The organism is uncultured Pelagimonas sp., assembly GCF_947498515.1.
In the GTDB taxonomy this organism is placed as follows: Bacteria; Pseudomonadota; Alphaproteobacteria; order Rhodobacterales; family Rhodobacteraceae; genus Pelagimonas.
Genome location: NZ_CANMKO010000005.1, coordinates 32,196 through 58,315 on the forward strand (window position 1 = coordinate 32,196; position 26,120 = coordinate 58,315).

23 protein-coding genes and 1 riboswitch are annotated in these 26,120 nt (G+C 56.8%); of the genes, 13 read left to right on the top strand and 10 right to left on the bottom strand.

Annotated features, from left to right (window positions below; translation table 11 throughout):
• Positions 1 to 40: 40 nt before the first annotated feature.
• From Q1A43_RS10610 to Q1A43_RS10635, 6 genes are all read right to left on the bottom strand, one after another.
• Positions 41 to 772: an alpha/beta hydrolase gene (locus Q1A43_RS10610; protein WP_299934891.1), complete on the bottom strand. Its 732-nt coding sequence runs from the start codon at positions 770 to 772 to the stop codon at positions 41 to 43.
• Positions 769 to 1,821, bottom strand: coding sequence for a branched-chain amino acid ABC transporter permease (locus Q1A43_RS10615; RefSeq protein WP_299934893.1), 1,053 nt, complete (start codon positions 1,819 to 1,821; stop codon positions 769 to 771). Before Q1A43_RS10615 ends, Q1A43_RS10610 begins: the two co-directional genes overlap by 4 nt.
• 9 nt (positions 1,822 to 1,830) lie before the next feature.
• Positions 1,831 to 2,865, bottom strand: coding sequence for a branched-chain amino acid ABC transporter permease (locus Q1A43_RS10620; protein WP_299923270.1), 1,035 nt, complete (start codon positions 2,863 to 2,865; stop codon positions 1,831 to 1,833).
• Positions 2,862 to 3,599, bottom strand: a complete 738-nt coding sequence (locus Q1A43_RS10625) for an ABC transporter ATP-binding protein (protein WP_299934896.1) — start codon at positions 3,597 to 3,599, stop codon at positions 2,862 to 2,864. The genes Q1A43_RS10620 and Q1A43_RS10625 overlap by 4 nt, the downstream gene beginning before the upstream one ends.
• Positions 3,592 to 4,356, bottom strand: coding sequence for an ABC transporter ATP-binding protein (locus Q1A43_RS10630; RefSeq protein WP_299934899.1), 765 nt, complete (start codon positions 4,354 to 4,356; stop codon positions 3,592 to 3,594). The genes Q1A43_RS10625 and Q1A43_RS10630 overlap by 8 nt, the downstream gene beginning before the upstream one ends.
• A gap of 87 nt (positions 4,357 to 4,443) precedes the next feature.
• Positions 4,444 to 5,625, bottom strand: a complete 1,182-nt coding sequence (locus Q1A43_RS10635; RefSeq protein WP_299934902.1) for a substrate-binding domain-containing protein — start codon at positions 5,623 to 5,625, stop codon at positions 4,444 to 4,446.
• 316 nt (positions 5,626 to 5,941) lie between these two features.
• Between Q1A43_RS10635 and Q1A43_RS10640 the strand changes: the two genes are divergently transcribed.
• Genes Q1A43_RS10640 through Q1A43_RS10675 form a run of 8 tightly spaced genes read left to right on the top strand, consistent with a single transcriptional unit; the run spans position 5,942 to position 14,933 of the window.
• On the top strand, positions 5,942 to 6,415 hold the full coding sequence (locus tag Q1A43_RS10640; protein WP_299934904.1) for a DUF2946 family protein: 474 nt from the start codon (positions 5,942 to 5,944) through the stop codon (positions 6,413 to 6,415).
• A 38-nt stretch (positions 6,416 to 6,453) separates the two neighbouring features.
• Complete coding sequence (locus Q1A43_RS10645; protein WP_299935476.1) at positions 6,454 to 8,610, top strand: NosR/NirI family protein; 2,157 nt, start codon at positions 6,454 to 6,456, stop codon at positions 8,608 to 8,610.
• Between the two features lie 13 nt (positions 8,611 to 8,623).
• Positions 8,624 to 10,549 carry a TAT-dependent nitrous-oxide reductase gene (nosZ, locus tag Q1A43_RS10650; RefSeq protein WP_299934907.1) on the top strand — a complete coding sequence of 642 codons (1,926 nt, stop codon included), beginning with the start codon at positions 8,624 to 8,626 and terminating at the stop codon, positions 10,547 to 10,549.
• A gap of 3 nt (positions 10,550 to 10,552) precedes the next feature.
• On the top strand, positions 10,553 to 11,821 hold the full coding sequence (locus Q1A43_RS10655; RefSeq protein WP_299934909.1) for a nitrous oxide reductase family maturation protein NosD: 1,269 nt from the start codon (positions 10,553 to 10,555) through the stop codon (positions 11,819 to 11,821).
• Complete coding sequence (locus tag Q1A43_RS10660; RefSeq protein ID WP_299934912.1) at positions 11,811 to 12,716, top strand: ABC transporter ATP-binding protein; 906 nt, start codon at positions 11,811 to 11,813, stop codon at positions 12,714 to 12,716. Before Q1A43_RS10655 ends, Q1A43_RS10660 begins: the two co-directional genes overlap by 11 nt.
• Positions 12,713 to 13,534 (top strand): ABC transporter permease subunit, encoded by an 822-nt coding sequence (locus Q1A43_RS10665; RefSeq protein WP_299923284.1) that lies wholly within the window; start codon positions 12,713 to 12,715, stop codon positions 13,532 to 13,534. The genes Q1A43_RS10660 and Q1A43_RS10665 overlap by 4 nt, the downstream gene beginning before the upstream one ends.
• Positions 13,531 to 14,052, top strand: a complete 522-nt coding sequence (locus tag Q1A43_RS10670; protein WP_299923286.1) for a nitrous oxide reductase accessory protein NosL — start codon at positions 13,531 to 13,533, stop codon at positions 14,050 to 14,052. Before Q1A43_RS10665 ends, Q1A43_RS10670 begins: the two co-directional genes overlap by 4 nt.
• Positions 14,049 to 14,933 (top strand): FAD:protein FMN transferase, encoded by an 885-nt coding sequence (locus tag Q1A43_RS10675; protein ID WP_299934915.1) that lies wholly within the window; start codon positions 14,049 to 14,051, stop codon positions 14,931 to 14,933. Before Q1A43_RS10670 ends, Q1A43_RS10675 begins: the two co-directional genes overlap by 4 nt.
• Here Q1A43_RS10675 and uxuA read toward each other — a convergent pair.
• Together uxuA and Q1A43_RS10685 are read right to left on the bottom strand one after the other, a co-directional pair.
• A complete protein-coding gene (gene uxuA / locus Q1A43_RS10680; RefSeq protein WP_299934919.1) occupies positions 14,930 to 16,129 on the bottom strand; it encodes a mannonate dehydratase in 1,200 nt (399 codons plus the stop codon). The genes Q1A43_RS10675 and uxuA overlap by 4 nt on opposite strands.
• A gap of 106 nt (positions 16,130 to 16,235) precedes the next feature.
• On the bottom strand, positions 16,236 to 16,700 hold the full coding sequence (locus Q1A43_RS10685; protein WP_299934922.1) for an Lrp/AsnC family transcriptional regulator: 465 nt from the start codon (positions 16,698 to 16,700) through the stop codon (positions 16,236 to 16,238).
• A 95-nt stretch (positions 16,701 to 16,795) separates the two neighbouring features.
• Here Q1A43_RS10685 and Q1A43_RS10690 point away from each other — a divergent pair, with 95 nt between their 5' ends.
• The gene (locus tag Q1A43_RS10690; RefSeq protein ID WP_299934925.1) at positions 16,796 to 18,220 is read left to right on the top strand and encodes an aminotransferase class V-fold PLP-dependent enzyme; all 1,425 of its coding nucleotides are present in this window, start codon (positions 16,796 to 16,798) and stop codon (positions 18,218 to 18,220) included.
• Positions 18,221 to 18,241: 21 nt separating this feature from the next.
• On the opposite strand, the gene Q1A43_RS10695 is transcribed toward Q1A43_RS10690, so the two are convergent.
• Together Q1A43_RS10695 and Q1A43_RS10700 are read right to left on the bottom strand one after the other, a co-directional pair.
• Positions 18,242 to 19,072 carry an amidohydrolase family protein gene (locus Q1A43_RS10695; RefSeq protein ID WP_299923296.1) on the bottom strand — a complete coding sequence of 277 codons (831 nt, stop codon included), beginning with the start codon at positions 19,070 to 19,072 and terminating at the stop codon, positions 18,242 to 18,244.
• 195 nt (positions 19,073 to 19,267) lie between these two features.
• A complete protein-coding gene (locus tag Q1A43_RS10700) occupies positions 19,268 to 21,157 on the bottom strand; it encodes a diguanylate cyclase (protein ID WP_299934928.1) in 1,890 nt (629 codons plus the stop codon).
• 159 nt (positions 21,158 to 21,316) lie between these two features.
• On the opposite strand from Q1A43_RS10700, the gene Q1A43_RS10705 reads away from it, so the two are divergent.
• From Q1A43_RS10705 to Q1A43_RS10720, 4 genes are all read left to right on the top strand, one after another.
• Positions 21,317 to 23,041, top strand: a complete 1,725-nt coding sequence (locus Q1A43_RS10705) for an ATP-binding protein (protein ID WP_299934931.1) — start codon at positions 21,317 to 21,319, stop codon at positions 23,039 to 23,041.
• Between the two features lie 8 nt (positions 23,042 to 23,049).
• The gene (locus tag Q1A43_RS10710; RefSeq protein WP_299923305.1) at positions 23,050 to 24,390 is read left to right on the top strand and encodes a sigma-54 dependent transcriptional regulator; all 1,341 of its coding nucleotides are present in this window, start codon (positions 23,050 to 23,052) and stop codon (positions 24,388 to 24,390) included.
• 176 nt (positions 24,391 to 24,566) lie between these two features.
• A riboswitch (cobalamin riboswitch) is annotated at positions 24,567 to 24,790 on the top strand.
• 122 nt (positions 24,791 to 24,912) lie between these two features.
• Positions 24,913 to 25,320, top strand: coding sequence for a DUF1636 domain-containing protein (locus Q1A43_RS10715; protein WP_299923308.1), 408 nt, complete (start codon positions 24,913 to 24,915; stop codon positions 25,318 to 25,320).
• Positions 25,317 to 26,108 (top strand): ABC transporter ATP-binding protein, encoded by a 792-nt coding sequence (locus Q1A43_RS10720; protein WP_299923311.1) that lies wholly within the window; start codon positions 25,317 to 25,319, stop codon positions 26,106 to 26,108. The genes Q1A43_RS10715 and Q1A43_RS10720 overlap by 4 nt, the downstream gene beginning before the upstream one ends.
• The last annotated feature ends 12 nt before the right edge of the window (positions 26,109 to 26,120 follow it).

Below are 26,120 nucleotides of genomic sequence, written 5' to 3' on the forward strand. Positions count from 1 at the left end.
GAGCAACCTGCGCGCCGCGGTCAGACCTGTCAATTGAGTTTCAAAGCGCGGCGGAGAATTCTTTGACCACGCTGACAAAAGTCTCGGGTTCTTCGAGATGGGGGCTATGGCCCGATTGGGCAAAACATTGCAGTTGCGCGTGCGGTGCTGTTTGCGCCAGCCATGCGGCAGTTGAGGCGGGATAGACCCGACTTTGGCCGCCATAGCCGACAAGATAGGGCACATCGATATTGTCGATCACATCGCGCAAATCCAGCGCCATGAGTTCATCCCAATACCCGGCCATCACTTCGGGATCATTAGACAGGATCTGCGTGAGGGCCTGATCACGGCTGAAACCCGGGGCGGCGGATTTGGTTGCAAACATCGTGGTTGCGATTTTTTCCGCCGCCTGAGGCCAGTTGTCATGAATTTCGCGGGTTGTTGCGGACTGGCGTTCCGGTGTTTGGCCGATCAACTCATGGGGCCAATCCGGAGTGTTCACGGGCTTGGGGCTCATATCCAAGGTGATTAGCCCGGTGATCCCGGCGGTGCCGTTTTGCGCGATGTAGTTCCAAGCGATGGCCGCCCCCATGGACCAACCGACGATAACGGTGGGGCCAGTCCCGCAAAGCGTGTCACGCAATAGGTCGGTACATGCTTGTATGTTGGCGGTGCCGCGCCTGTCGCCATGACCGGGAAGATCGGGGGCCACGCCACCAAGTTCCGCCAGAACAGGGTCGAAAACGGAACCACGCATCGTCCAGCCATGCAGGAAAATCGGCACGGTCATTTATCGCCCCTAAGACGCCCGACAATGCCGGTGGGGAAGAAATAGACCGAGAGGATGAACAACACCCCAAGCCAGAGCAACCAACGGTCCGGGTCCAAAAGACGCGAGAGCAACGGTAGAAATTCGGTGGCGCTGGCCGCGCTTCCCATGAGGTCCTGAAGGTAGGTTTGGGCCAGGACCAAGAGGGTTGCGCCGACGGCCGCGCCCCAGATGGTTCCCATGCCACCGATCACCACCATCAACAAAAGATCAAGCATGATTGAAAAGCTTAGTGTGGTGTCCGGGCCGACATAGCGCAGCCAAAGGGCAAAGAGCGACCCGGCCAAGGCGGCCACGGCGGCGGATAGGCAGGTCGCGACGGTGCGATACCACACAACCCGATATCCAATGGCCTCGGCGCGAAAATCATTTTCTCGAATAGCTTGCAAGACGCGGCCAAAGGGCGAATTCACAACCCGCAGCATCAGCAAGAATAGCGCCAGAGAGCAGGTGAAAATCAGGTAGTAATTCAACAGCTTGCCATTGATTTTAACACCAGCGACTTCGCCCAATCTATTGGCTGGGCCAAGTTCGCGGGGGATTTTAAAGGTGAAACCATCTTCGCCACCGGTGAGCCAGCTTAGCTGGGACACAAGAACTGCCACGGCGGAGGCGACCGCAAGCGTGATCATTGCGAAAAAGATGGCGCGGACACGCAAAGAAAACAGGGCGATGAGGAAGGCAAAGGCCGCCGCCAAGGCGGCCCCGGCGAGGCTCCCGACAAGGATCGCGCCAAACCCGCGACCCATATGGAGCGAGGCTAGGCCAACCCCATACGCCCCCATTCCAAAGAACATCGTGTGGGCAAAGCTAACCACGCCAGTATAGCCCAGAAGCAGGTCATAACTGGCGGCTAAGACGATGAAAATCGCGATGCGCGCGGCGGTATCGAGCGATCGCACGCCGGGAAACAGGAACGGCGCAAGGGCAAGGCCAAGGAAGATAATGAGTACAACGATGGTCAGCACTTTGGAGCGGGGCGTGTCGTTGGACAAAAGCGTTTTAAGCATTGTTGAGCCTCACTTCGCTTTGACCACGGGCATCATGCCCTGTGGACGCCACATCAGGATCGCGGTCATCAGACCGATGTTGGAGACCAGCGCCAGTTTTGGTTCGAGAAAGGCGATGTAGTTTTGCAGCAGGCCGACAAGGAGGGCCCCGATAAATGCGCCTTCGACCGAGCCAAGCCCTCCGATGATCACGACGATAAACACAAGGATCATCATCTCTTCGCCCATGCCGGCGGTGATGACCTCTTGATAAAGGCCCCACATCACACCGCCCAAACCGGCGAGCGCCGAGCCCGCAACAAAGACCCCGACAAAGACGATGCGCAGGCGATAGCCGAGGGCCTCGACCATCTCGCCGTTTTCGACACCGGCGCGCACGATCAACCCGATCTTGGTGCGGCGAAAAGTTAGGCGCATGGCGACGAAAAGGATTAGGCCAATGGCAACCGCCAATAGGCGGTATTTTTCGAGCGCCGCACCCCAGAAGGTGATCGACCCTTTGAGCATTTCAGGACGGGTGAGAAAGATTTCTTCGGGCCCCCAAATCACGTGGATCATCTGTTCGATAACGATCAAACCACCGACGGTGACAAGGATTTGTTTGAGGTGTGCCCCATAAACCGGTTTCACGATGATCCGTTCAAACGCCCAGCCAAGAAGCCCGGTGACCGCCATGGCCGCGAGAACTGCCAGAAGAATGGCGATCAGGTTGAGCGTGAGCGACGGGGCACCGGCCCAATGGGAAAGGCCAAAGAGGGTTGATACACCGACAAAGGCCCCCACCGAAATGAACGCGCCATGGCCAAAGTTGATCACATCCATCAACCCGAAAACCAAGGTCAGTCCCGAGGCCATGACAAAGATCATCATGCCCATGGCAAGGCCGGACACGGTTAGGGTGAGCCAGCTAGACGGATTGCCGATGGCAAGGAACCCTAGCACCACAAGAATTGGCACCAGCAAAACGGGCAGGGCGGCGGCGAAACGTTCCGACAATGGGACCGACGCAAAGGTCGGTTTGTGGTCTGGGGCGAGGGTGGTCATGCGCTTGCCTCCATGGAAAGGCCCATCAATTGTTCCTGAAGGGTGGTGTCACTGGCCAGTTCCTGCATGGTGCCGGACCAAGTGATGCGCCCGTCTTCCATGACGGCGGCGTAATCGCCAATGGCCTTGGCGACGGCGAAATTCTGTTCGACCATCAAGATGCTGGCCCCTTGGTTTTTGAGTTCCTTGAGCGCGGCTGCCATGGTTGAAACAATCGCCGGGGCGAGACCCTTGGTGGGTTCGTCAATCAGATAGAGCTTGCGCTCTTCGGCCATGGTGCGGGCAATGGACAACATCTGTTTCTGCCCCCCCGAAAGGTTGCCGGCCTCGGCCGTCCAAAAGGTTTTGAGTGGTGGAAAGGCGGTGAAAATCCAGTCACGGCGGGCGGGGGATAGCGGGCCAGAGGCGGCCGCCAGCGTCATGTTTTCTTCGACCGTGAGATCGGTGAAAATACCCATGTCTTCGGGAACAAACCCAATACCAGCCCGCGCCCGCGCCGGGGTTGGCGTTGCGGTGATGTTGGCTCCGTCAAAAGTAATGTCGCCGGTGTGGGTTGTCCAAAGTCCCATGATGCTGCGCAAAGTGGTGGTTTTGCCAACGCCATTGCGGCCCAACAACATGGTGACCGCCCCGCGTTCAACGCAAAGGTCAACACCATGCAAGATGTGATATTGCGCGATATCGGTATGGACGTTTTGCAATTTCAAAATGGCGTCAGAGGTTTGGTTAGACATCGGCCAACTCCTTGCCCATATAGGCGTCTTGCACCACATCCGAGGCCATCACAGTGGCCGGATCACCATCCGCAACCAGCGCACCGTTGTGCAAAACGATGATCCGATCGGCGAGGGTGCGGATCACATCCATCTTGTGTTCAACCAAAAGAATGGTGCGATCGCGGTCGGCCTTGAGTTCGGCAATCAGATCAAGAACCACCGGGGCTTCGTCGACGCTCATCCCGGCGGTGGGTTCGTCAAACATGTAAACCTTGGGGTCAATCGCGATCAGCATGGCGACCTCTAGCTTGCGCTGATTGCCGTGGCTGAGTTCAGAAACCGGTTGGTTGCGCAAATCATCAAGGCGGACACGTTCCAGAACCGACATAGCCTCGACCGTGATCGCGTGATGGCTATCGGCAAGGGTCAACAAAGAGGCGCGCGCGCCGCGATGGGCCTGAATGGCGAGCCGGACATTTTCGAGAACCGAGAGGCCGGGAAACAGGTTGGTGAGCTGAAACGCCCGGCCCAATCCGCGTTTACAGCGCTCAGACACGGACAGGCGGGTGATGTCATCGCCCATAAGCGCTACGTTGCCCGCGCTGGCGGGAATTTGGCCGGAAATCAGGTTGAAATAGGTGGTTTTGCCTGCGCCATTGGGGCCGACAATTGCGGTGAGTTCACCGGCATGAAAGGCGCAAGACACCGCGTCTACCGCCACATGGCCACCAAATCGCACGGTCAAACCGTCCGTTTCCAGAAGCACCTGGGTCATTGTTTTGCCTGTTGGATCAAGGGGAAAGGGTGCAGAGGAGCCTATAGTCACGAGCGGCCCCTCTGCGTTATGCGCGCGGGACGCGCATCACTGGTTTCTGAGCGGGATCTTCATTTCATCAAGGCCAATTTCGCGTACCAGAACCGGCACGCCATAGTCTTTGCCGTCCTGAATTTCGGTGCGGAAGTGGTACATGGATTGCATGGCCTGATGGTCTTCGGCGCGGAACATCATCTTGCCTTTGGGTGTCTCCCATTCCATGCCTTCCATGGCGGCAATTAGCGCATCGGTATCTTCGGCCCCGCCGGCCTTTTTGATCGCTTCGACAACCGCGATGCCCGAGGCCATGCCGCCCGCGGTAAAGAAATCAGGTGGCGTGCCGTGACGGTCAAAATGTTCTTTGACCAGCCATTCGTTCACCGGGTTTTGCGGGATTTCGTAGTAGTAATAGGTCGCGCCTTCTAGGCCGGGCAGTTCTTTGTAGGCTTTCAAAGCCGCCAAAATGTTGCCACCTGTGGCGATCTCAACCCCAAAGCGCGACGGGTCCATAGCGTTGATTTTCGACATCGGATTGCCGCCACCGGCCCAAATAATGAAGAGCTTCTTGTCGCCGCTCTCACCTTCCATGGCGTTAAAAATCCGCTCGGCTGCGGCGGTGAAATCGGTGGTGTCGGTGGGCACGTATTCTTCGTGCGCAATCTTGGCTCCGGTGGCTTCGAGCGCCTCTTTGAATGCGGAAACCCCGTCGCGGCCAAAGGCATAATCCTGTGCCAGCGTCGCGATGGTCACCCCGTCGCCACCAAGGGCAACCGCGTTGGAAATCGCATCCTGAGACGAATTGCGCCCGGTGCGGAAAATGTAGCGATTCCAAGCGGAACCGGTGATGCTATCGGCCACGGCTGGCTCAACAATCAACACCCGTTCATATTCTTCGGCGACCGGCAACATGGCCAAGGCCACGCCCGAACTTACCGGACCAACGGCGATATGGACGTCATCGTCACCATAGGCTTCGGCCAAAAGGCTACGACCGGTTGCGGGGTCAAGCTGGGTGTCCTTTTCGATCACAACGATCTTTTCGCCGTTGATCTCCATCGTGCCGCCGGTGGCATATTCCAACCCCATCATCAGCCCGTCATGGGACTGTTTGGCATAGGCCTCAAACGGGCCGGTCTTGCCATAAACATGGGCCACGCGGATCTCGGCGCTGGCCGCAGTGGCAAGCGCCAAAGTCAACGCCGCAACACCGGTTTTTAACAAACCTTTCATCTGGGTCCTCCTCCCAATCGCATCTCTCCTGTTCAAATGTGAAACATGAATCATAATTCATGTCAACGAAAAGGATCTACAGGAGTGACGTTGGGCCGACCTCTGTGACCAGGGTCGCAGAATTCCATAAGGGTTTGCGAGTGCGGCTGTTGAGAGCGTCATACCGCCGTGAACGGGCTTGATCCCTCAATTGATGGGCACGCGTGAAAGACGGTCGGCCCCCAAAAGAATCTCAAACTGCCTTGACGATAGTCAAATCCTGAGGCGGCCCCGACTGGTAGCGATTTTACCAAGAGATTAATATTTGAGCACATCCATGATGGTCCGAGTCGCACAGCTTTTTCACCAGATACTGCGCCCAATGGCGCGGCTGGGAAAGCTGCGTGATTTTTGGGCCATCTTGGGCGTGGTGGCCCTCTGCCTGCAAAGCTTTGCCCCGACAATGGCGCAGGCTGCTGATCTGGAATGGATGGTTATTTGTTCGGATGACGGGGCCAAACTGGTTCAGGTTGACCTCTCCGAGGGGCAAAACCACGAGCCATGCCCAGATTGTGACGATTGCGCCCTGTGCGCCACCGGGTCGGAAAGCGCCGATCCTGCCGCCACCACAATGGTTACAACACACGGTTTGGCCGCCCCTCAAACATCTATTCGCACCGTTCCAATTTTGTGGAACGCCGATTACCTGTGGCCCGTAACACGCGGCCCCCCGAGCGCGAACAATGATAAAAAGGACCGCGTATTCCGCGCGTTCCCGGTGTCGAACTCTAAAAAGGGAGAGGCGCTGTGAACGTAAAAAGCGCATTCTTCTCACGCCTGTTTCTTGGCATGAAAATCGGCCTGCTCTGGCTGGTGGCAATGACGGCCCCAGCATTTGCAGATAGCCTAGACAGCTTTTTGCCTGACTTGGTTCCCTCCGAATTGGCCCCCGGCGCAGATGCCTTTGGCCCGGTTCGCGATGATGTAAAGGTCGCTCCTATCCTCAAAGGGGGCGAGACCATTGCATGGGCTTTCCTAACCTCTGATTTTGTTGGCACCACCGGGTATTCGGGCAAACCGATCCACGTTGTTGCGGCTATCGACAATGACGCGGTTCTCACCGGCGTCAAACTTGTCAAACACTCTGAACCAATTGTGTTGATCGGTATTCCCAACTCGAAAATGGTCAAACTGACCGAAGGCTATACCGGTCTTGATCTCAAGGCCGAGGCGGCGTCGGGCGGTGAATCCCACGATCTCGATATCATCTCTGGCGCGACCGTAACGATTATGGTCATTGATGACAGCCTCGTCCGGGGCGGTATCAAAGTGTCGCGCGCGCTTGGCCTTGGGGGGCTTGCCCCGGTAACCCGCGATGGTCCGCGTCGCGAGGTCGATATGGCCAAGGTTGAGATGTCCGATTGGACCACCCTGTCGGGTGACGGTTCGGTGCGTCGCATGACCTTGGACATTGGTCAGGTCAACAAAGCCTTTGAGGTCATGCCCGATCCACGTGCCGCCAAACGCCCCGAACCGGGCGAACCCGGTGACACCTATATCGATATGCATCTGGCGCTGGTTTCGGTGCCCAGCATCGGCAAAACCCTGTTGGGCGAGGCCGAGTACAACAACATGCTTGAATGGCTCGAAGAGGGTGAGCAGGCGATTTTGGTTCTTGGTCGTGGGGCTTATAGCTTCAAGGGGTCGGGCTATGTTCGCGGCGGGATTTTTGACCGTATCCAGCTTATTCAGGGCGACAATTCGGTTCGCTTCTTTGACAAACAGCAACGCCGTCTTGGCGAGCTGGCCACGGATGACAGCCCCAGCTTTGTTGAGCTCGACATTTTCAAAATCCCGGCAGATGCCGAGTTTGATCCTACCGAACCCTTCCGGCTGCAACTGCTGGCGCAACGGTCTGTTGGCGCGCTTGAACGTGTCTTTTTGACCTTCGACCTTGGCTACAAACTGCCGGAACGTTTCTTGCTGCCCAAGGCCGCTGCGCCAAAAGTGGTGGATGATGCCACCGCCGAAGCCGCCGCAAAAACTGCCCTATGGCAGCGCATCTGGAAAGACCGCACGGTTGAAATCGCTGTGCTGGGCGTGATGCTATTGGTGCTGACTGCGACGTTCTTCTTCCAGTTCCAAGCCACCATGAATGCGCGCACCTTTTATTGGTTCCGCATCGGGTTTCTCACCATGTCGCTGTTCTTTATCGGCTGGTACGCCAATGCGCAGCTCTCGGTTGTGAACCTCATGGCGCTGGCTGGGAGCCTCAAAGGTGGCTTTACTTGGGACGCGTTCCTGATGGACCCGCTGGTGTTCATTCAATGGTTCGCCATTGCTGCGGCGCTGTTGTTCTGGGGTCGTGGGGCCTATTGCGGCTGGCTGTGCCCATTCGGTGCGCTGCAAGAGCTGACCAACAAGATCGCCCGCGCCTTTAAGGTTCCTCAGATCACCCTGCCATGGGGGCTGCATGAACGGCTCTGGGCGGTCAAATACATGATCTTCTTGGGTCTGTTCGGCCTGTCGATGGTGTCGATCCCGCTGGCGGAAACCTATGCTGAGGTCGAACCGTTCAAGACCGCGATCATCTTGAAATTTGTGCGTGACTGGCCGTTTGTCATCTTTGCTCTGGCGCTGCTGTTGGCCGGTCTGTTCATCGAACGCTTTTACTGCCGCTATCTGTGCCCGCTTGGCGCGGCGCTGGCGATCCCGGCACGGATTCGCATGTTTGACTGGCTGCGCCGGTACAAAGAATGCGGCTCTCCCTGCCAGACCTGTGCCAATGAATGCCCGGTTCAGGCGATCCACCCCACCGGTGAGATCAACCCCAATGAATGTGTCGACTGCCTGCATTGTCAGGTTCTCTACCAGTCGGAAACCAAATGTCCGGTCGTGATCCGCCAAGTCAAACGGCGTGCCAAGGTCGGGTCGGCGGAACTTAAGGTTCCTGCGGGAACACCGCCGACAAATCACCCAAATGCCAAACCCACTAATGTTTCGTGAAGGAGGAACTCCAATGTCCGAAGAAACCAATGAAAAAATGTCGGTAACACGCCGCGGCCTATTGGGCGCGACCGCGACCGGTGCTGCTGTTGCAGCGACTGGCGTCGGCTCTGCCCTTTTGGGCGCAAGCGAAGCCAAGGCGGCCACCGCCGCGAGCTGGCACCTCGCGCCAGGTGACCTTGATGAATACTACGGCTTCTGGTCCTCGGGTCAGACCGGCGAATTGCGTATCCTTGGGATGCCATCCATGCGCGAATTGATGCGTATTCCGGTCTTCAACCGCTGCTCGGCCACCGGCTGGGGTCAAACCAATGAATCGCTCAAGGTTCTCACCGAAGGCCTGTTGCCTGAAACCAAGGAATACCTCGCCGCAAACGGCAAGGTCACCTATGACAACGGCGATTTGCACCACCCGCATATGTCGTTCACCGACGGCACCTATGACGGCCGTTTCCTATTCATGAACGACAAAGCCAACACCCGTGTGGCCCGTGTGCGTTGTGACGTGATGAAATGCGACAAGATCATCGAGATTCCCAACGCACATGACATCCACGGTTTGCGTCCACAGAAATTTCCACGCACCGGCTATGTCTTTGCCAACGGCGAGCACGAAGCACCCCTCGTCAATGATGGCACGATTCTGGATGAGCCAGAGCAGTATGTGAACATCTTCACCGCCATCGACGGTGACGAAATGGAAGTTGCATGGCAGGTGATCGTGTCGGGGAACCTCGACAACACCGATTGTGATTACCAAGGCAAATATGCCTTCTCAACCTCGTACAACTCGGAAATGGGCATGACCCTTGCCGAGATGACCGAAGCCGAGCTTGACCACGTTGTTGTTTTCAACATCAAGGCCATCGAAGAAGCGGTTAACAATGGCGATTACCAAGAGCTTAAGGGTGTCAAAGTTGTTGATGGCCGCAAAGGTGCGCCGGGCAAACTGACCCGCTATATCCCGATCCCGAACTCGCCACACGGCGTGAACGCGGCACCGGACAAGCGTCACATCTGTATCAACGGCAAACTGTCGCCAACCGTGTCGGTTATCGACGTGGAAAAACTCGACGCTCTGTTTGACGCGGACGCCGATCCACGCAGCGCAGTTGTTGCAGAACCTCAGCTGGGTCTTGGCCCGCTCCACACCGCATTTGACAACCGTGGCAACGCCTACACCACCCTGTTCCTTGATAGCCAAGTGGTTAAGTGGAACATCCAAGACGCGATCGCGTCTTATGGTGGTTCCGACGTTGACCCGATCAAAGACAAGGTCGACGTACACTACCAGCCCGGTCACAACTCAACCTCGATGGGTGAAACCTCCGAAGCTGACGGCAAGTGGTTGATTTCGATGAACAAGTTCTCGAAAGACCGCTTCTTGAATGTGGGTCCGCTCAAGCCTGAAAACGAACAGCTGATCGACATTTCCGGCGACAAGATGAAGGTTGTCCATGACGGCCCAACCTTTGCTGAACCTCACGATAGCATCATTGTTCACCGCTCCAAAGTGACGCCGCTTGATGTTTGGGATCGCAATGACCCAATGTGGGAAGATGCCCGCATTCAGGCCGAAGCCGATGGTATTGATCTGGAAGATGGTGCCGAAGAAATCATCCGCGACAAGGACGATCCAACCAAAGTACGTGTCTATATGACATCGGTTGCGCCGGTCTTCTCGTGGGAGAAATTTGAGGTCAATCAAGGCGACGAAGTCACCGTCTATGTCACCAACCTCGACGACGTTGATGACGTAACTCACGGGTTCTGTATGGCCAACTTTGGTGTCGCCATGGAAGTGGCCCCACAGGCAACCGCATCGGTAACCTTTGTGGCCGAACGTCCCGGTGTTCACTGGTTCTATTGCCAGTGGTTCTGCCACGCGCTGCACATGGAAATGCGCGGCCGTATGTTCGTAAAACCACGCGAGGCCTAAGATATGCATTGGCTCCTGTCCCTCTCAACATTCCTAGCTTTGGTCGTTTTCTCCCCAGTATCGGCCAAGGTTTGGGATGTCCCAGTGCGGGACGGAGCCATTGCTGAAACCTTGGCTCAGGCGGCGGATGGTGACACCCTCCGCCTGGGCTCTGGCACCTATTTTGAAAATGTGGTGCTGGATCGGCCGATGATTTTGGATGGCTTAGGCCATGCGATTATTGACGCCGGTGGCAGCGGTAGCGTGATCACCGTGACCGGTGACGGCGTGACCGTGCAAAACGTAACTGTCCAAGGGTCAGGCGACAGCCATGACACCATCGATAGCGGCATTCAGCTCAAGAAAACCGCCTATGCGCCGCAGATTTTGAACAATGTGGTCTTGGGTAATCTCTACGGAATTGACATCCATGGTGCCAAAGACTCCATGGTCCAAGGCAACCGAATCGAAGGGCGCCTTGACCGCCACATGAACATTCGCGGCAATGGTGTTTACGTCTGGAACGCCCCCGGTGCCACGGTTGACAACAACGATATTCGGTGGGGCCGCGATGGGATTTTCGTGAACTCCTCCAAGAAAAACACCTTTACCAACAATCTGTTCCGCGATCTGCGTTTTGCAGTTCACTATATGTATGCCGACAACTCCATCGTCGCCAACAATGTCTCGATCGGCAATGATTTGGGCTATGCGGTGATGTTCACCACCAACGTCAAAGTCACCGACAATGTGTCGATTGATGACCGCGAACATGGGGTGATGATGAACTATGCGAACAAATCCGAAATCCGCGGCAACTATGTCCGTGGCGCCAAGGAAAAATGTTCCTTCCTCTATAATTCCAACCGCAACACCTTTGCCGACAATTGGTTCGAAGGCTGTGGGATTGGCATCCATTTCACCGCCGGGTCTCAGGATAACCGCATCCTTGGCAATGCCTTTGTTGGCAACCGCACACAGGTGAAACTGGTTTCGACCGATTGGCACGAATGGTCCGAAAATGGCCGTGGCAACTATTGGTCCGATAATGCCAGCTTTGACGTTGATGGCGACGGGATCGGCGATCAGCCCTATCGCCCCAACGATAGCATGGATCACGTGCTTTGGACCCAGCCAAGCGCGAAATTGTTGCTAGGGTCACCGGCGGTTCAGCTGGTACGTTGGTCGCAATCCGCATTTCCGGCGCTGTTGCCGGGCGGGGTGGTCGATAGCCACCCGATTATGAAACCCGTCAAACCCGACGCCTTTCGAAAGGTCCCCCATGACGGCTGATGTTTTGAATATATCCAACGTTGACAAAGATCGTGGCAAGACGCGCGTCTTGAACGATGTGTCGCTGATGGTTCAACCGGGCGAACGTGTGGCTCTGCTCGGCCACAACGGAGCCGGTAAATCGACGCTGATCAAGTCGATACTTGGATTGACGCCTATTCATAGCGGCGCGATCACCGTTGACGGCGCGGCCCCCGGAACCGGCGCGGCCCGTCGCGCAACCGCCTATTTGCCCGAAGCCGTGTCGTTTCACCCGGCTTTGACCGGGCGGGAACAGCTCACCTTGTTTGCCAAGCTTGACGGGGCCAAGGCCGATGTCGCTGGCTTGCTAAAGCGTGTCGGCCTGTCCGATGCCTTGGATCGTCGCATTGGCACCTATTCCAAGGGCATGCGGCAACGACTTGGTTTGGCGCAGGTTTTGCTCGGCAAACCTGCCGTCGCTTTGCTTGATGAACCGACCAGCGGGCTAGATCCGATTTCGCGCCAAGATCTCTATGCGATTATTGACCAACTGGCGGGGCAGGGGACGGCGGTGCTCATCGCCTCGCATGCGCTGACCGAGGTCGAGGCGCGCACCGATCGTATCGCCATCATGAGCAAGGGCCATTTGGTCGCTGATGACACATTGACTGGCTTGTCGCGCCGCGCCGGATTGCCGATCCGCTTGCGGGTGCGGGCCACCGACAATGCCGATGCGATTGCGGCGCAAATTGGTGGGCAACGGATCAACGGTGCCTCGGTGGAACTGCACTGTACCCCAGATGACAAAATGGCCCAGCTGCGCCGGATCACCGATTTAGGCGACGCGGTGGCTGATCTCGAAATCACCCCGCCCAAGCTTGAAGACCTGTACCGCCATTTCGCGGCCCAAGACGCATCGGAGGATTTATCATGACCCGCGCCCTTGCCATTGCCTCTTGTGAAATGCGCATCCTGCAACGCAACCTATGGCTGGTTGTGGCCACGGTGATCATGGTGCTGTTTGCGCTGGCGTTGACCTTTGCTGGTTCGGCGCCAACCGGGGCGCTTGGCGTCGATATGCTGACCATTTCGGTGGCGTCGATGACGACGTTGAGTGTCTATCTCGCCCCGCTCTTGGCCTTGATGATCTCCTTTGACGCCATCGCTGGGGACGCGGATCGCGGGTCATTGGCCCTTTTACTCTCGTACCCTGCCAGCCGTGGCGAAGTGCTGCTAGGCAAGTTCATTGCCCACCTAAGCGCCTTGGCCATTGCCATGGTCATTGGTTTCGGCTCTGCCGGGATGGTGGCGGCGTGGTTCGGTGGGGCAGGGGCCGAAAGCCTGCTGGCGCTGGCCCGTCTCATCGCCACCTCGATCATTTTGGGCGCCGTGTTCATCACGTTGGGCTACTTGGTGTCGTCGCTTGCCACGTCGTCAACCGCTGCGGCGGGGATGAGCGCGGGCCTGTGGCTGATCTTTGTGGTTCTCTATGACCTTGGCCTTTTGGGCGCGGTTGTGATGGACGAAGGCGGCAGCTTTACCCAAACGATTTTCCCTTGGCTGATGGTCGCCAACCCAGCCGACGCCTTCCGGGTTTGGAACATCGCGGCCTCCGAAGGTGTCGCGCTGACCAGCGGCATGACCGGTGCCGCACAGGCTTTGCCGATTTGGGCGGCTCCTGCCTCGCTCTTGGCGTGGCCGCTGATTGGGTTCGCGGCGGCGCGTTTGGCCTTCCGGAGGATTGAACCATGAGATTTGTCCTTTTGGCTCTGGTCACACTCACATTGACCGCCTGTCAGGAAGAAGAAGCCAAAGCGCCGCCACCGCCCGTGGACATGACCGCCGAAGCGCTCAGCTTTTTCTGTCAGATGAACATCTCTGATCACGGCGGCCCCAAGGCGCAAATCCATCTCGAAGGCTATCCCGCCCCGATCTTTTTCGCCCAGGTCCGCGATATGGTCGCCTATCTCAAAAGCCCGGAACGCGACGCCAAAATCCTTGCCGTCTACGTAAGCGATATGAGCGTGGCCGCAAGTTGGGAAGAACCGGGCACCAGCAACTGGATTTTGGCGGATGGCGCTCAATATGTTGTCGGCGCGCCGGTTCGGGGTGGCATGGGTGCGCCAGAGATTGTACCATTTGGCAACTATGAAGGCGCAGAAGCTTTCACTACAAAATACGGCGGGCAGGTCTTGCCAATGTCCGAAATTCCCGACGACGCCGCGCTTGGCGCCGTCAATCTGGCGCAAGTGTTGGAGACCCCGTCATGACTGTTTTTTCTCGCCGCCGATTTTTGACCATAGCCGCCGCATCCGGCGCTTTGGCGGCTAGCCCCCTGTCTGCGGCGACGCCGATGGCGCGCTGGTCAGGTCGGGCGTTGGGCGCTGGCGCGTCGATGCAATTGGTTGGGCTTGATGACACCGCTGCAAGTGCGGTCTTTGCCGAAGTTGAGGCCGAAATCCTGCGGCTTGAGGCGATTTTCAGCCTGTACCAACCCGCTAGTGAGTTATCGCGCCTGAACCGTGATGGCGTGCTTGAGGCCCCATCGTTTGATCTGTTGCAGGTGCTGAGCCTGTCGACGCGCCTGCATGCGGCCACCGGTGGCCGGTTCGATCCGAGCATTCAGCCGCTTTGGCATGCCAAGGCAACACGGGGTGACGTTGAGGCGGCCAAAGCCTTGATCGGTTGGGACCAAGTCCAATATGACAGCGCGCGCGTGACCCTTGGCAAAGGTCAGGCATTGACCTTCAACGGCATCGCCCAAGGCTATATCACCGACAAGATCGCGGCGCGTCTGCGTGAACATGGGCTACGTGATGTTCTGGTCGATATGGGGGAGGTCATGGGCCTTGGCACCCGCGCCGATGGCACTCCTTGGAAGCTCGGCGTGACCACTCCCACCGGCGAAATCGTGCAACGGGTTCAGTTAAGCGATCGCGCCATTGCGACCTCGGCCGCTGAGGGCACCGTTTTGGCCGAGGGGTCGCATATTCTGCATCCCGCTGGCCAGATGTCGGCCCATGGTCTTGTCTCGGTCTCTGCATCAACCGCGGCTTTGGCCGATGGCTTGTCGACGGCGCTCTGCCTGATGGGCGACGCATCCGAGGTTTTGGCCCAGTTCCCGGATGCGAAACTAGAGTTTCGCGCCTAAGACGCGCAAGCCGCCATCACGCCTCGCAATTCCGCCAGCCCGCGCATCCGCCCCAAAAGCGGATAACCGGGCTGACCTCCTTGTTGCAGATCATAGAGCAGGTCCTGACCATGGTCGGGCCGCATCGGGATTTGCCAATCGCTGCGCCCTTGCGCCTTGCGCTTGGCTTCTTCGGCCATCAGCGCGCGGATTGTGGCCACCATGTTGGTGTCACCATTAAGGTGTAAGTCCTCGTAAAAGCTGGATTTGTCGCCATCATGTGGGGCAATCCGCGTGGTATTGCGCAGATGTGCAAAATGGATGCGATCGCCAAGCCGTTCGACAAAGCGCACCGGATTAAACGCCGGATCAACCCCCAGCGAGCCGGTGCAAAAGGTGATCCCTGAGGCCGGGCTATCAACGGCGGCACAGATTTTCGCATAATCTTCTTCGGTCGACATGATGCGCGGCAACCCCAACAAGGGAAACGGTGGATCATCGGGATGGCAACACAGGCGCAGCCCAAGCTCCTCGGCCAAGGGCGTCACTTCGTTTAGAAAATCCACCAGATTGGCGCGCAATTGATCGGCGGAAATGGCGTCATAACTGGCGAGATGGCCGCGCACGTCCTCAAGCGACCAATTGTCATTTGCACCGGGCAATCCGGCAACAATGTTATTTTGCAACATACGTTGTTGGATGTCATCCAAACCGTCAAACCGGGCTTTGGCGGTGGCGATTGTCTCGGCACTAAACTCCGCCTGTGCGGCGGGGCGTTCTAGGATGAAAAGGTCAAAAGCAGCGAAATCAACGACGTCAAAATGCATCGCGGTACCGCCATGGGGCATTTTCTTGGCCAGATCGGTGCGGGTCCAATCCAAAACCGGCATAAAGTTGTAACAAATCACCTCAAGCCCACAGGCCGCCAGATTGCGCATACTTTCGCGATAAGCCTCGATATGGGCGTGATAATCCGGGCCTTTGGTTTTGATGGTTTCCGACACCGGAAGGCTTTCGACCACCTCCCAAGTGATGCCGGTAGGGCCAGTGTTAGGGTGGGCAATTTCGCGTTGGCGTTTTTTGATGTCTTCCTGCGTCCAAACCGCACCGGGAAGGATGTGATGAAGGGCCGACACCACGCCTTCGACACCCACCTGAGGCAGGGCCGCCATGTCTATTATGTCCGCTGGTCCAAACCATCGCCAAGTCTGCCGCATCGTCTCACTCCCTTATGGTACCGCTACCGGTGGTCTTGGTATACCATCAGCTTTGGCCAGAGCAAGGGTGCGAATGGGCCGGCTTGATACGGGCTTGGCGAGCTTCCTAGGCCGGTAAATCACGCCCATCTGCAAGGGCTTCCATGGTGATATAGGAGGTGACGGATTCAAGCTCAAAATCCCGGATCAAGCGCTGATATATCCGGTCAAAATCATTCATATCCCGCGCCACGATCTTGAGCATGTAATCATAGTCCCCGGCGATGCGGAAAAAGTCGATGACGTTCTCAATAGCAAGCACAGAACGGCGAAACGCATCAAGCCAGTCCGCCGAATGATGTCGGGTGCGCAGCATGACAAAAACAGTCAACCCCAAGCCAACAGCCTGCGGATCGAGCCGGATGGTTTGTCCGGTGATCACACCGATCTGGCGCAATTTGGTCAGCCGCCGCCAGCATGAGTTTTGCGACAGCCCGACTTTCTCGGCCAATTCGCGTTGCGACAAGGACGCATCACGTTGCAAGGCGCGTAAGATAGCTTTGTCGAGGTTATCTAGGGTTTCATCGTTCATTTGATAGTTAAAAGTCCTTATTGGCGTAGAAGTTGGTGAGGATTATTGAAAAGAGTAGGGGCATTCTCCTCCTAGCGCAACGCAGGAGACCTCACATGCCCCTTTCACTTGATCGATCATCCCCCTTTTTCGCCTTTCAAAAGCAAATAAATGGGAGCGACGTGCACGGTCGCCTAAGGGCGGGTTTGATTGGTGAGGGCATGGAACTCTCCGGTCCGTTTGGTCCCAAGTCACTGATATACGCCGATTATGTGGCCTCTGGCCGTGCATTGGTTCAGGTCGAAGATTTTGTCACCCGCCACGTCTTGCCACACTATGCCAACAGCCATACCGAAGCCTCGTTCTGTGGTCAGCAAATGACGCGGTTACGGGCGCAGGCGCGCAAAATCATTGGTGCGCTGTGCGGCGCGGATGACAGGCACGCGGTGATTTTCACCGGATCGGGCGCGACCGCTGGACTTAACCGGTTGGTGCATTTGTTTGGCGCGGGGCCGGAGACGGTGGTTTTGATCGGCCCCTATGAGCACCATTCCAACATTCTGCCGTGGCGCGAAAGCGGCGCAACGGTGATCGAAATTCCAGAAGACGACAACGGTGGCCCTAACATGATGGCGCTCGAAGACGCCCTCAAGGCCAATCAAGGACGCCACATCATTGGCAGTTTCTCGGCGGCGTCCAATGTCACCGGGATCATGACCGATGTGAAAACCGTCAGCTGGATGTTGAAATCGCACGGTGCCTTGGCGATTTGGGATTACGCGGGCGGCGGCCCCTATATGAACATGGATATCGGCCTTGCCGACGCGATCGTGACCTCTCCGCACAAGTTCATTGGTGGGCCGGGGGCATCGGGCGTGATGATCCTACGCAAGGCCGCGGTGCGTCAAACCACGCCGAGTTTGCCGGGCGGCGGCACGGTGTCTTTTGTGTCGCCATGGGCGCATGATTACTCCGACGATCTTGCCACGCGCGAAGAGGCCGGCACCCCGAATGTGATCGGCGATATTCGCGCTGCTTTGGCCTTTATGGTCAAGGATGCCATCGGTCAGCCGTTCATTTCTGATCGCTTGGCGGCTCTGCGCAAGCGTGCCTTGATGACATGGTATCGCACGCCGGGATTGCGGATTTTGGGCAATTCCAAAGCCAACGCCTTGCCGATCTTTTCCTTTCAGATGCGCGATCCTTCTGGCGCATTGGTGCACCAACAATTGGTGACACGCATGTTGTCCGATGCTTTTGGTATTCAGGCGCGCGGTGGTTGTGCTTGTGCTGGCCCCTATGCGCATCGTCTGCTTGACATCACAGCCGAGCAATCTGACCATCTGCGTTCTGAAATCTTGGCGGGGCAAGAGGTTGAGAAACCGGGGTGGACGCGACTTGGGTTTTCGCCGTTGATGAGCGACACCAAGGTTGATCAAATCATCGACGCGGTTGCCGAATTGGCCCGCGATCCCCACGCTTTCAGCGGCTTTTACAAGCTTGATCCCCACACGGCCCGCTTTAGCCCCAAAGCCGCCTAAGCGCTGGGGCGATATGCGCAATCAGATTCCGTAAAAGCGGGCGGCAGTTTGGCCAAGAATGTCGGCCTGTTCGTTAGGGCCGAGATCAGAAATCATGTGTTGCAGGCACGTGAACCACTGCGAATAGGAGCCGTCCAACTCAAGCACCGGCCAATCGCTGCCCCACATTAGGCGCGATGGTCCAAAGCATGTGATCAGGTGATCAACGGTGGGTTTGAGAGTGTCCGCAGACCAGCCGGGGCCAAATTCGGTCGCCAGACCCGAAATTTTGCAATGCATTTGCGGATGTTTGGCCAGTTTCGCCATGCCTTGTCGCCAGTCATCGCTCAAATCGGTGCCACCGCGAATGATGGGTTTGGCGGCATGGTCAATGACGATTGGCAAAGTCGGAATCGCCCAGGCCAGTTTGTCGATGCTGGGAAGGTGGCGCGGCTGGATCAGCGCGTCAAACCGCAGGCCCAGCTCTGGCAGCAACCGTAGGCTCTCCATCACATTGTGTTGCAAGATCCATTCGGGGTCTTCGATGCCTTGCAACACCGGACGCACACCCTTGATCACAGGGTGTTGTGCCAACTCCTTTAGGGTTTGCGGGGCGGTTGGGTCGCTGAGATCAAGCCAAGCGACAATGGCCCCGATAAAGGGGGCTTGCTCTGCCAGGCTCAGCATGAAGTCGTTTTCTGACACGGTCTCAGCGGCTTGAACCAAAACGGTTTTGTCGACATTCAAATGATCAAGGTATGGGGCGAGATGCGTGGGAAAATAGTCGCGCCGAATGCCCGAAATACTATCATCGATCCAATCGGTCACTCCGCGATCGATCTGCCAGAAATGTTGATGGGCGTCGATGATCATGTCAGGTTCTCCAATCGGACCGACGCCTGCCAAGGTCGTGCGACACGGCATTGGTGCAAGGTCGGCCTAGGGCGTCTGCGTTTCGGACGATAATGATTGGCGATGGGCGTTGGCACAAGGTCAAATCAAAACGTCGTTTAGCGTCCAATAAGAGCGACTCAGACAATTCTTGATGAGCGAGCAGCAAACACTCCGTCAGTGCGGCCTATAAAAGCCAAATCCGCTTTGACCCGACCGTTTGACTTTATACATGGCGACATCGGATTGCTGCATTTGTCTTTCGTAATCGTAATCCGTCGCCTGGGCCAAGGAAATGCCGACACTACAGCCGATTTCGAGATGCTTCCCTTCGATTTCGAAGGGCTGAGTAAGCGTTTCGACAATCACTTTCGCCAACCGTTCCAGAACGATGACGGCATCTTTAGGCGAGCATTTCAACAAGATGGCAAATTCATCTCCGCCCAGTCGAGCAACAAGATCACCGGTGCGCACAGAGGCGCACAACCTGTCCGACACCTTTTGCAACAGCTTATCGCCAACATGGTGGCCGTGGGTGTCGTTTATATTTTTGAACTTGTTGAGATCTAGCATGACCAGAGCGATTTCATCCCCATGCGCCAGAGCGTCCTTGGTCCAGGTGTTGAAATCTTCCTCTAATTTCAGGCGGTTCGGGAGGCCGGTTAGGGCGTCATGAAGTGAGGCATGCCGGACCTTTTCTTCGGCATTTGCGCGTTCGGTGATGTCGGTGTGGGTGCCGACCCAACCACCATCGGGCATAGGGGCATGAGTTGTCGCGATGATCCTGCCATTCCCAAGGCGGAACTCAGCAGAGACGGGCTCTCCAAGGGCAAGTTGAGAATACAGACGCTCCAAATGCTCATGAACGTCAGGTTTGAAATCCCCTCGCTTTGCTTCGGCCTCCAAAAGCTCCTGTAGGGTTACCCCATAGCGAATTTCATGTTCAGGTTTGTTAAAAATCTCAATGTAATTGTCGTTCCATGTTGTCAGTCGAGAGTCGCTGTCAAACACGGAAACACCTTGTTCCATTCGGTCCAAAATGGTGCGCAATTCCATGCTGGTTTTCTTGGCAATCGCCTCAGATTTCTGAATTTTATGTTCAAATTCCTTGCGATCTGTGATGTCGCGGAAGGTGCCGATTAGACCGGTTACCTTGCCATCCTCGATCAACGGGGTGCCAACCGTATGGACCCATATTTTTCGCCCCTTGGCGGTCGTCAATTCGGCTTCGACATCCCAATCAATTTTGTTTTCGATGGCCTCGCCAACCACTGCCGAAATCATATCCGCCGATTCTGGTTCATAAAACGCCAATGCAGTTTCAAGGCTGGGGTCATAATCCAGTGGGACATCGTGGATGCGTTTGGTTTGATCCGTCCAGAACAAGGTTTGCGTTTCGAGAGAAAGCTCCCAGCCGCCAACGCCAGAAACCTCGGTAATGCGATCCAACAATGACGCCGTGCGATGGGCCAATTTGGCCTTGTCGTTGACAGTTTTGGCCGCGTCGATCGCCATTCGTTCACTCTCAAAAGTGCGCAATAACCCCTCGACGGCGATGCCAAGCAACTTCAATTGTTGTTCTTGCTTTTCCGTCAGAACGCGCGGTTTGCGATCAATCACACAAAAGGAGCCGAGCTTGGTAACCCCGTCGGTCGAAATGGGGTAGCCGGCATAAAACCGAATATTGGGATCGCCTGTGACCAAGGGGTTGTCACGGAAACGATCATCCTGATGGGCGTCTTCAACAACGAAAACCTCATCTCCATGCATAGCATGGGCGCAAAACGACACATCGCGCGACGTCGTATCGGCATCAAGGCCGTGTTTGGATTTGAACCATTGCTCGTCTTGACCAACGATGGACACCAAAGCGATCGGACAATCAAGAATGTCGGCCGCCAAAGCCGTGATTGCATCAAATTCGGGCGTACGAGGAGAGCGGATCAGCTGCAACCAATCCAAATATTCCAAACGTTCGGCTTCATTTGCCAGAGGGGGGGCAATCATTCCGGTTCGCCCATTGCGCAAAGGTCCATCCATTTTCAAGTTGGGCAGGTCATTTGGCATTCTTGTCTCAGACTCAATTTACAAACCGTTAACGACGATTGAGAGATAGGTATCCATCGGCAATCTGTCACTAACAGGCATCAGTTAATACTTTGCTGCAACGACAGGGTCTCTCAGGCACTACTTGCTTTTTTACGAAAAAACCGCCAGTCGAAAAGGATGCGCAGACTGCCGTTCATTTTGTCGATCCTGGCCACCCTCATCGCTGCTATTGTGGTTTTTCGGGTGTCTTATGCCTATTTTCATTCCGAAGAGCTGTCGCGGGCGCAGGGCCGGTTGTCTTTGTACCAAAGCTCGGTCTCGGCCGAGATTGACCGATTTTCCCATCTCACCTTTGTTTTGGCGCGTGACAGCCATGTCATTGCCACGGCAGAAGGGCGCGCGACCGGGGCGCTTAACCAGCGTTTCGAAGAGTTTTCGCAACAGGCCGGCTTGGGTGCGATCTATCTTATGGCGCTTGATGGGGTGGCAATAGCGGCCTCAAATCACAACACCCCTTCTAGTTTTGTCGGCCAAAGCTATGCGTTTCGTCCTTATTTTCAGGATGCGCTAAGCGGTCGACAGGGGCGGTTTTATGCCATCGGCACAACCACTGGACTGCCGGGGTATTTCATTGCTGATGCGGTTGCGGGCCGCTCTGGTCCTAGCGGCGTTGTTGCGATCAAGATCGAGTTTTCCACCCTCGAGGACAGCTGGCGCAACTCGGGGGAACAGGTGTTGTTGGCTAACGAAGATGGGGTTGTCTTGCTGTCCTCTGATCCGGAGTGGCGCTACAAAACGCTTAACCCGCTGAGTGCGCAACAACGCGAAACAATCACTGCGGCGCGGCAATTTCCCGGTCAGGCGCTTAAAGAACTTGATTGGCAAGAACAGGCGGAGTCTTGGGCGCGGATTGGCCCGAACCGGCGTATTCATTTAACCACTGATGCGCTGCCGCATGGTTGGCAATTGCACTATTTCGCCAGCGATGATCGCGCCGCCACCCGGAGTTGGTTGGTGACGGCCTTGGTGATTTTTGCGGCCGCTTTGGCCTTGATCGTGACACAGGTGCAACGCGCCCGTCGGGTGGGCGCGGCCCTGCGTCGGTCGGAAAGCGAAGAGGCCGAGCTGCGTAAAGCCAATGAACGTTTGGCCGTAGAGATTGAAGATCGTCGTACCGCCGAACGTCGCTTGAAACGCACGCAAAGCGAGCTGGAACAGGCCAGCCGACTGGCCGCTTTGGGACAGCTATCCGCCTCTGTTACCCATGAACTCGGTCAACCGATTGCCGCGATGCGCAATCATTTGGTTGCAGCTGAATTTGGCGGTCAGGCCCAGCCCGGCTTTCTTGGTAAAATCACCGGTTTGGTGGACCGTATGGAAGGGATCACCCGGCAACTTAAATTCTTTGCGCGCTCTGACAGCGAGGCGTTCAAGGAGTTTGATTTGCGCGATGCCGCTCGGGCCGCTCTGGCCTTGGTTGAACCCAATGTTACCACTTTGGGTGCGCAGATTACCATCGATATGCCCGAAAGCCCCGCAACCCTGCGCGGCAGCCGACTTCGCATTGAACAGGTCCTGACAAACCTGCTGCGCAACGCCTTGGACGCGGTCGAAGAGTGCGATGACCCATCCCTGTTTCTGACCATCGCCCGCACAGACACGGACATCAGTTTTGAGCTGAGGGACAATGGCCATGGCCTTGGCGAAGCAACCCTAGTTGAGCTGCAAGAACCCTTTGTGACAACCCGCGAAAGCGGGCGTGGCATGGGGCTTGGTCTGGCGATTTCCTCAAGCATTGTCCAAGATCACGGTGGCACCATGAGCGCGATGAATGCCGCCCAAGGCGGGGCGATATTCCGCGTCACCTTTCCCGTGCCGCCCTTAGAAAGCCCCTCAGAATGACCGGCAAAATGACCCAGCAACCCGCTCTCAAAGTTCTTGTTGTGGATGATGACAAATCCATGCGGCTTTCGCTTGTCGAATTGCTTGAGGCCGCTGGCTGGCAGGTGCAGGCCTTGGCGCGCGCGGCCTTGGTTGCCGATACGCTAGGGCATTTTCAGGCCGACGTGATCTTGTCTGATGTGCGGATGCCGGGCATGTCCGGGCTGGAACTTTTGGCCAGTTTGGATCGTGCCGAAGCCCCGCCGATGGTGTTGATTTCCGCCCATGGGGACATTCCGATGGCGGTGCAAGCGATCCAGCAAGGGGCCTATAGTTTCATTGAAAAACCCTATGAGCCGCGCCGCCTTTTGACCGTTCTCACACATGCCGCCGAACAATCGCGGATGCGCATTAGCAATGTGCGGCTGCGGCAACGCTTGTATCATCTCTCGGGGCTTGATCGGGTGTTGTTGGGGCAAACCGATGTGGTGGCCGATCTGCGTCGTGACATTTTGGATTTGGCCGATACGGGGGCGTCTGCGTTGATCTCCGGCGAAACCGGTACCGGCAAAGAGCTGGTGGCACGTGCGTTGCATGATTTGGGGGCCAACCCGGATGCGCCGTTTTTGGCGCTGAACTGCGCCGCCTTGTCACCAGAGGCGTTTGAGGCCGAGATGTTTGGCGTGTCGGGGGAAACCGAAGGGCGCCTTGTTGCGGCCTCGGGCGGCACCTTGTTTTTGGACGAAATCTGTTCCTGTCCACTGCCGGTTCAGGCCAAGCTCCTGCGCGTGCTTGAGGACAAGCAAATCTTGCCCGTCGGCGCGACCCATCCCGTCCCGGTGACGTTCCGTGTGGTGTCGGCCACCAACGAAGACGTCACCCTTGCCGTGGCTGAAAACCGGTTGCGTCAAGATTTGCTGTTCCGGATCAATACGCTGGTTTTGACCCTGCCGCCCCTGCGCCAGCGCCGCGATGATTTGGGCCTTTTGGCCACGCATTTCTTGGCCGAGTTTGGCCGGATTTATGAGGTCGCCATGCCGGAGCTAAGCCAAGACGATGTGGCGGTGATGCTGGCGCATGATTGGCCCGGAAATGTCCGCGAATTGCGCAATGCCTGTGAGCGGCGGGTCCTTGCGGCGCGGCGTGGGGGCGGGTCGATGACCCACGCGATCCAGACCGACACCCAATTTGACGATGTCCCCGACACCCTGCGCGAAGCCGTCGCCGCCTTTGAACGTGAACTGATCGCCAAGGCGATCAAGGCCCATGAGGGCCGCATGGACGCCGCCGCCGAAGCGCTTGGCATTGGGCGGCGCACATTGAACGAAAAGATTGTCAAACTGGGGTTGGACAAAGACGCCTTGATCTAGCTGACGATCTCGGAAAACCGGCCGATTGGGGCGCGAAACGGCTGCTTTCGCCTTGCTCTCAACAAACCACATGCCCAGAAAAACGGCCTGAAACTCCGAAACCAATCCGAGTTTTGACCCGCCCGCAAAGGCATCTTGCCACCGCGAGATTCAGATTGACAGGATGAAGCAGAGCCGTCATCTACGCCTGTGATGGTTCTCGGACGCAAAAGTCGTCTGGGATGAAAAGGGAACACGGTGCGGTGTAGCCATCAGGCGCCAACTCCGTGACTGCCCCCGCAACTGTAAGCGGCAAGCAGACCCCAAAACACCACTAGGCGACTGGTCAAACAGCGCCCGGGAAGGTGGGGGATGCATCGAGCCGCGAGTCAGGAGACCTGCCATCTCGGATGTGTTCCGCATTCGATTCTGCAACTCACACCGGGCGGGGTGCCCTGGAAGGAGACCACATGTCACTTTTGGCTTGGGCTAAAGGCGTGGCTTGGTTCCATTCAAGTGCTCCGCGATTTCGCGGAGGGCGACATGAACCGGACGACCACACATAGAATAACCGTTTGCACGTCTTGTCGACACAAGGGCAAAACCTGTCAGCCGGGTTACGAGCTTATTGATCGACTTCGCCAAGCGATTGCCGCGGCAGGCGACAGTGTTTCAGAAGATTTCGAGATTGCCGGGACGGCTTGCATGGCGGGCTGTGATCATCCTTGCACGGTCGCCTATCACGCGACGCGCAAGGCGTCGTACCTCTTTGGCGATATTGATCCCGATGAGGATGTTGAGGCGCTGGTGGCTTTTGCACGCCAATACGCGGTGTTGCATGATGGCTGGTGTTCATCGGTTGATCGACCGGGCAAGCTGCGCAAATCAACATTGGCACGCATTCCCGCGACGATCATTGCGCTAGAAGAAACAGCGGATCGCGTTTCATGAGCGCCGCGTCCCTATCCGTCGACAACGTCAGTTGGGCACCGCGTCGGCGCGCGCCTCTCTTGCTGCACAAAACCACATTCGACCTCGAAGCGGGCCAAGTGCTTGGGGTCGTCGGGCCTAATGGCGCGGGCAAGACGACGCTGTTGCGGATGATCTATGGCTACAATCAACCCCAAACCGGCGAGGTTCGCATTGATGGGGTATCCCTGCGCGCGCTTGGGATGAAAGAGGCCGCGCGCAAGGTCGCCGCTGTGTTGCAGGAACAGCCAACGGATTTTGCCTTGACGGCGCGCGAAATTGTCGCTCTTGGCCGGGTGCCGCATCGTCGTGGCTTTGCGACACCGGGCAAACACGACACACAGATCATCGAAGACGCGTTAGAGAGGATGGACCTGCGTGGCTTTGCCGACCGCAGCCTATCGACACTCTCGGGAGGAGAGCGCCAGCGGGTCATGGTGGCTCGGGCCTTGGCACAAGAGCCGCAAATTCTGGTTCTCGATGAACCGACAAACCATCTCGATATCCGGCATCAATTAGAAGTCCTGCACCTGATCTGTGATCTTGACCTGACCATCGTCACCTCGCTCCATGATCTCAATCTTGCGGTGGATCTCTGTGACCGGGTTCTGCTTCTTCAGGATGGATACCCACGCGGGTTTGGCCCGCCAGCCGACGTCCTGCAGGACGATTTGATATCGGACACCTTTCTGGTCCGTGCGCAACACGAACAGCTTAGTCTGAGCCGCAAGCAGCACCTGACCTTTCACCTTCCAACGCACTTTAACTGATCCAAAGGGAAA

Excerpts from the sequence above, each read along its gene's own strand:
- Q1A43_RS10610 (WP_299934891.1), bottom strand. The coding sequence starts at position 772 with ATGACCGTGCCGATTTTCCTGCATGGCTGGACGATGCGTGGTTCCGTT.
- Q1A43_RS10615 (WP_299934893.1), bottom strand. The coding sequence starts at position 1,821 with ATGCTTAAAACGCTTTTGTCCAACGACACGCCCCGCTCCAAAGTGCTG.
- Q1A43_RS10620 (WP_299923270.1), bottom strand. The coding sequence starts at position 2,865 with ATGACCACCCTCGCCCCAGACCACAAACCGACCTTTGCGTCGGTCCCA.
- Q1A43_RS10625 (WP_299934896.1), bottom strand. The coding sequence starts at position 3,599 with ATGTCTAACCAAACCTCTGACGCCATTTTGAAATTGCAAAACGTCCAT.
- Q1A43_RS10630 (WP_299934899.1), bottom strand. The coding sequence starts at position 4,356 with ATGACCCAGGTGCTTCTGGAAACGGACGGTTTGACCGTGCGATTTGGT.
- Q1A43_RS10635 (WP_299934902.1), bottom strand. The coding sequence starts at position 5,625 with ATGAAAGGTTTGTTAAAAACCGGTGTTGCGGCGTTGACTTTGGCGCTT.
- Q1A43_RS10640 (WP_299934904.1), top strand. The coding sequence starts at position 5,942 with ATGATGGTCCGAGTCGCACAGCTTTTTCACCAGATACTGCGCCCAATG.
- Q1A43_RS10645 (WP_299935476.1), top strand. The coding sequence starts at position 6,454 with ATGAAAATCGGCCTGCTCTGGCTGGTGGCAATGACGGCCCCAGCATTT.
- nosZ (WP_299934907.1), top strand. The coding sequence starts at position 8,624 with ATGTCCGAAGAAACCAATGAAAAAATGTCGGTAACACGCCGCGGCCTA.
- Q1A43_RS10655 (WP_299934909.1), top strand. The coding sequence starts at position 10,553 with ATGCATTGGCTCCTGTCCCTCTCAACATTCCTAGCTTTGGTCGTTTTC.
- Q1A43_RS10660 (WP_299934912.1), top strand. The coding sequence starts at position 11,811 with ATGACGGCTGATGTTTTGAATATATCCAACGTTGACAAAGATCGTGGC.
- Q1A43_RS10665 (WP_299923284.1), top strand. The coding sequence starts at position 12,713 with ATGACCCGCGCCCTTGCCATTGCCTCTTGTGAAATGCGCATCCTGCAA.
- Q1A43_RS10670 (WP_299923286.1), top strand. The coding sequence starts at position 13,531 with ATGAGATTTGTCCTTTTGGCTCTGGTCACACTCACATTGACCGCCTGT.
- Q1A43_RS10675 (WP_299934915.1), top strand. The coding sequence starts at position 14,049 with ATGACTGTTTTTTCTCGCCGCCGATTTTTGACCATAGCCGCCGCATCC.
- uxuA (WP_299934919.1), bottom strand. The coding sequence starts at position 16,129 with ATGCGGCAGACTTGGCGATGGTTTGGACCAGCGGACATAATAGACATG.
- Q1A43_RS10685 (WP_299934922.1), bottom strand. The coding sequence starts at position 16,700 with ATGAACGATGAAACCCTAGATAACCTCGACAAAGCTATCTTACGCGCC.
- Q1A43_RS10690 (WP_299934925.1), top strand. The coding sequence starts at position 16,796 with ATGCCCCTTTCACTTGATCGATCATCCCCCTTTTTCGCCTTTCAAAAG.
- Q1A43_RS10695 (WP_299923296.1), bottom strand. The coding sequence starts at position 19,072 with ATGATCATCGACGCCCATCAACATTTCTGGCAGATCGATCGCGGAGTG.
- Q1A43_RS10700 (WP_299934928.1), bottom strand. The coding sequence starts at position 21,157 with ATGCCAAATGACCTGCCCAACTTGAAAATGGATGGACCTTTGCGCAAT.
- Q1A43_RS10705 (WP_299934931.1), top strand. The coding sequence starts at position 21,317 with ATGCGCAGACTGCCGTTCATTTTGTCGATCCTGGCCACCCTCATCGCT.
- Q1A43_RS10710 (WP_299923305.1), top strand. The coding sequence starts at position 23,050 with ATGACCCAGCAACCCGCTCTCAAAGTTCTTGTTGTGGATGATGACAAA.
- Q1A43_RS10715 (WP_299923308.1), top strand. The coding sequence starts at position 24,913 with ATGAACCGGACGACCACACATAGAATAACCGTTTGCACGTCTTGTCGA.
- Q1A43_RS10720 (WP_299923311.1), top strand. The coding sequence starts at position 25,317 with ATGAGCGCCGCGTCCCTATCCGTCGACAACGTCAGTTGGGCACCGCGT.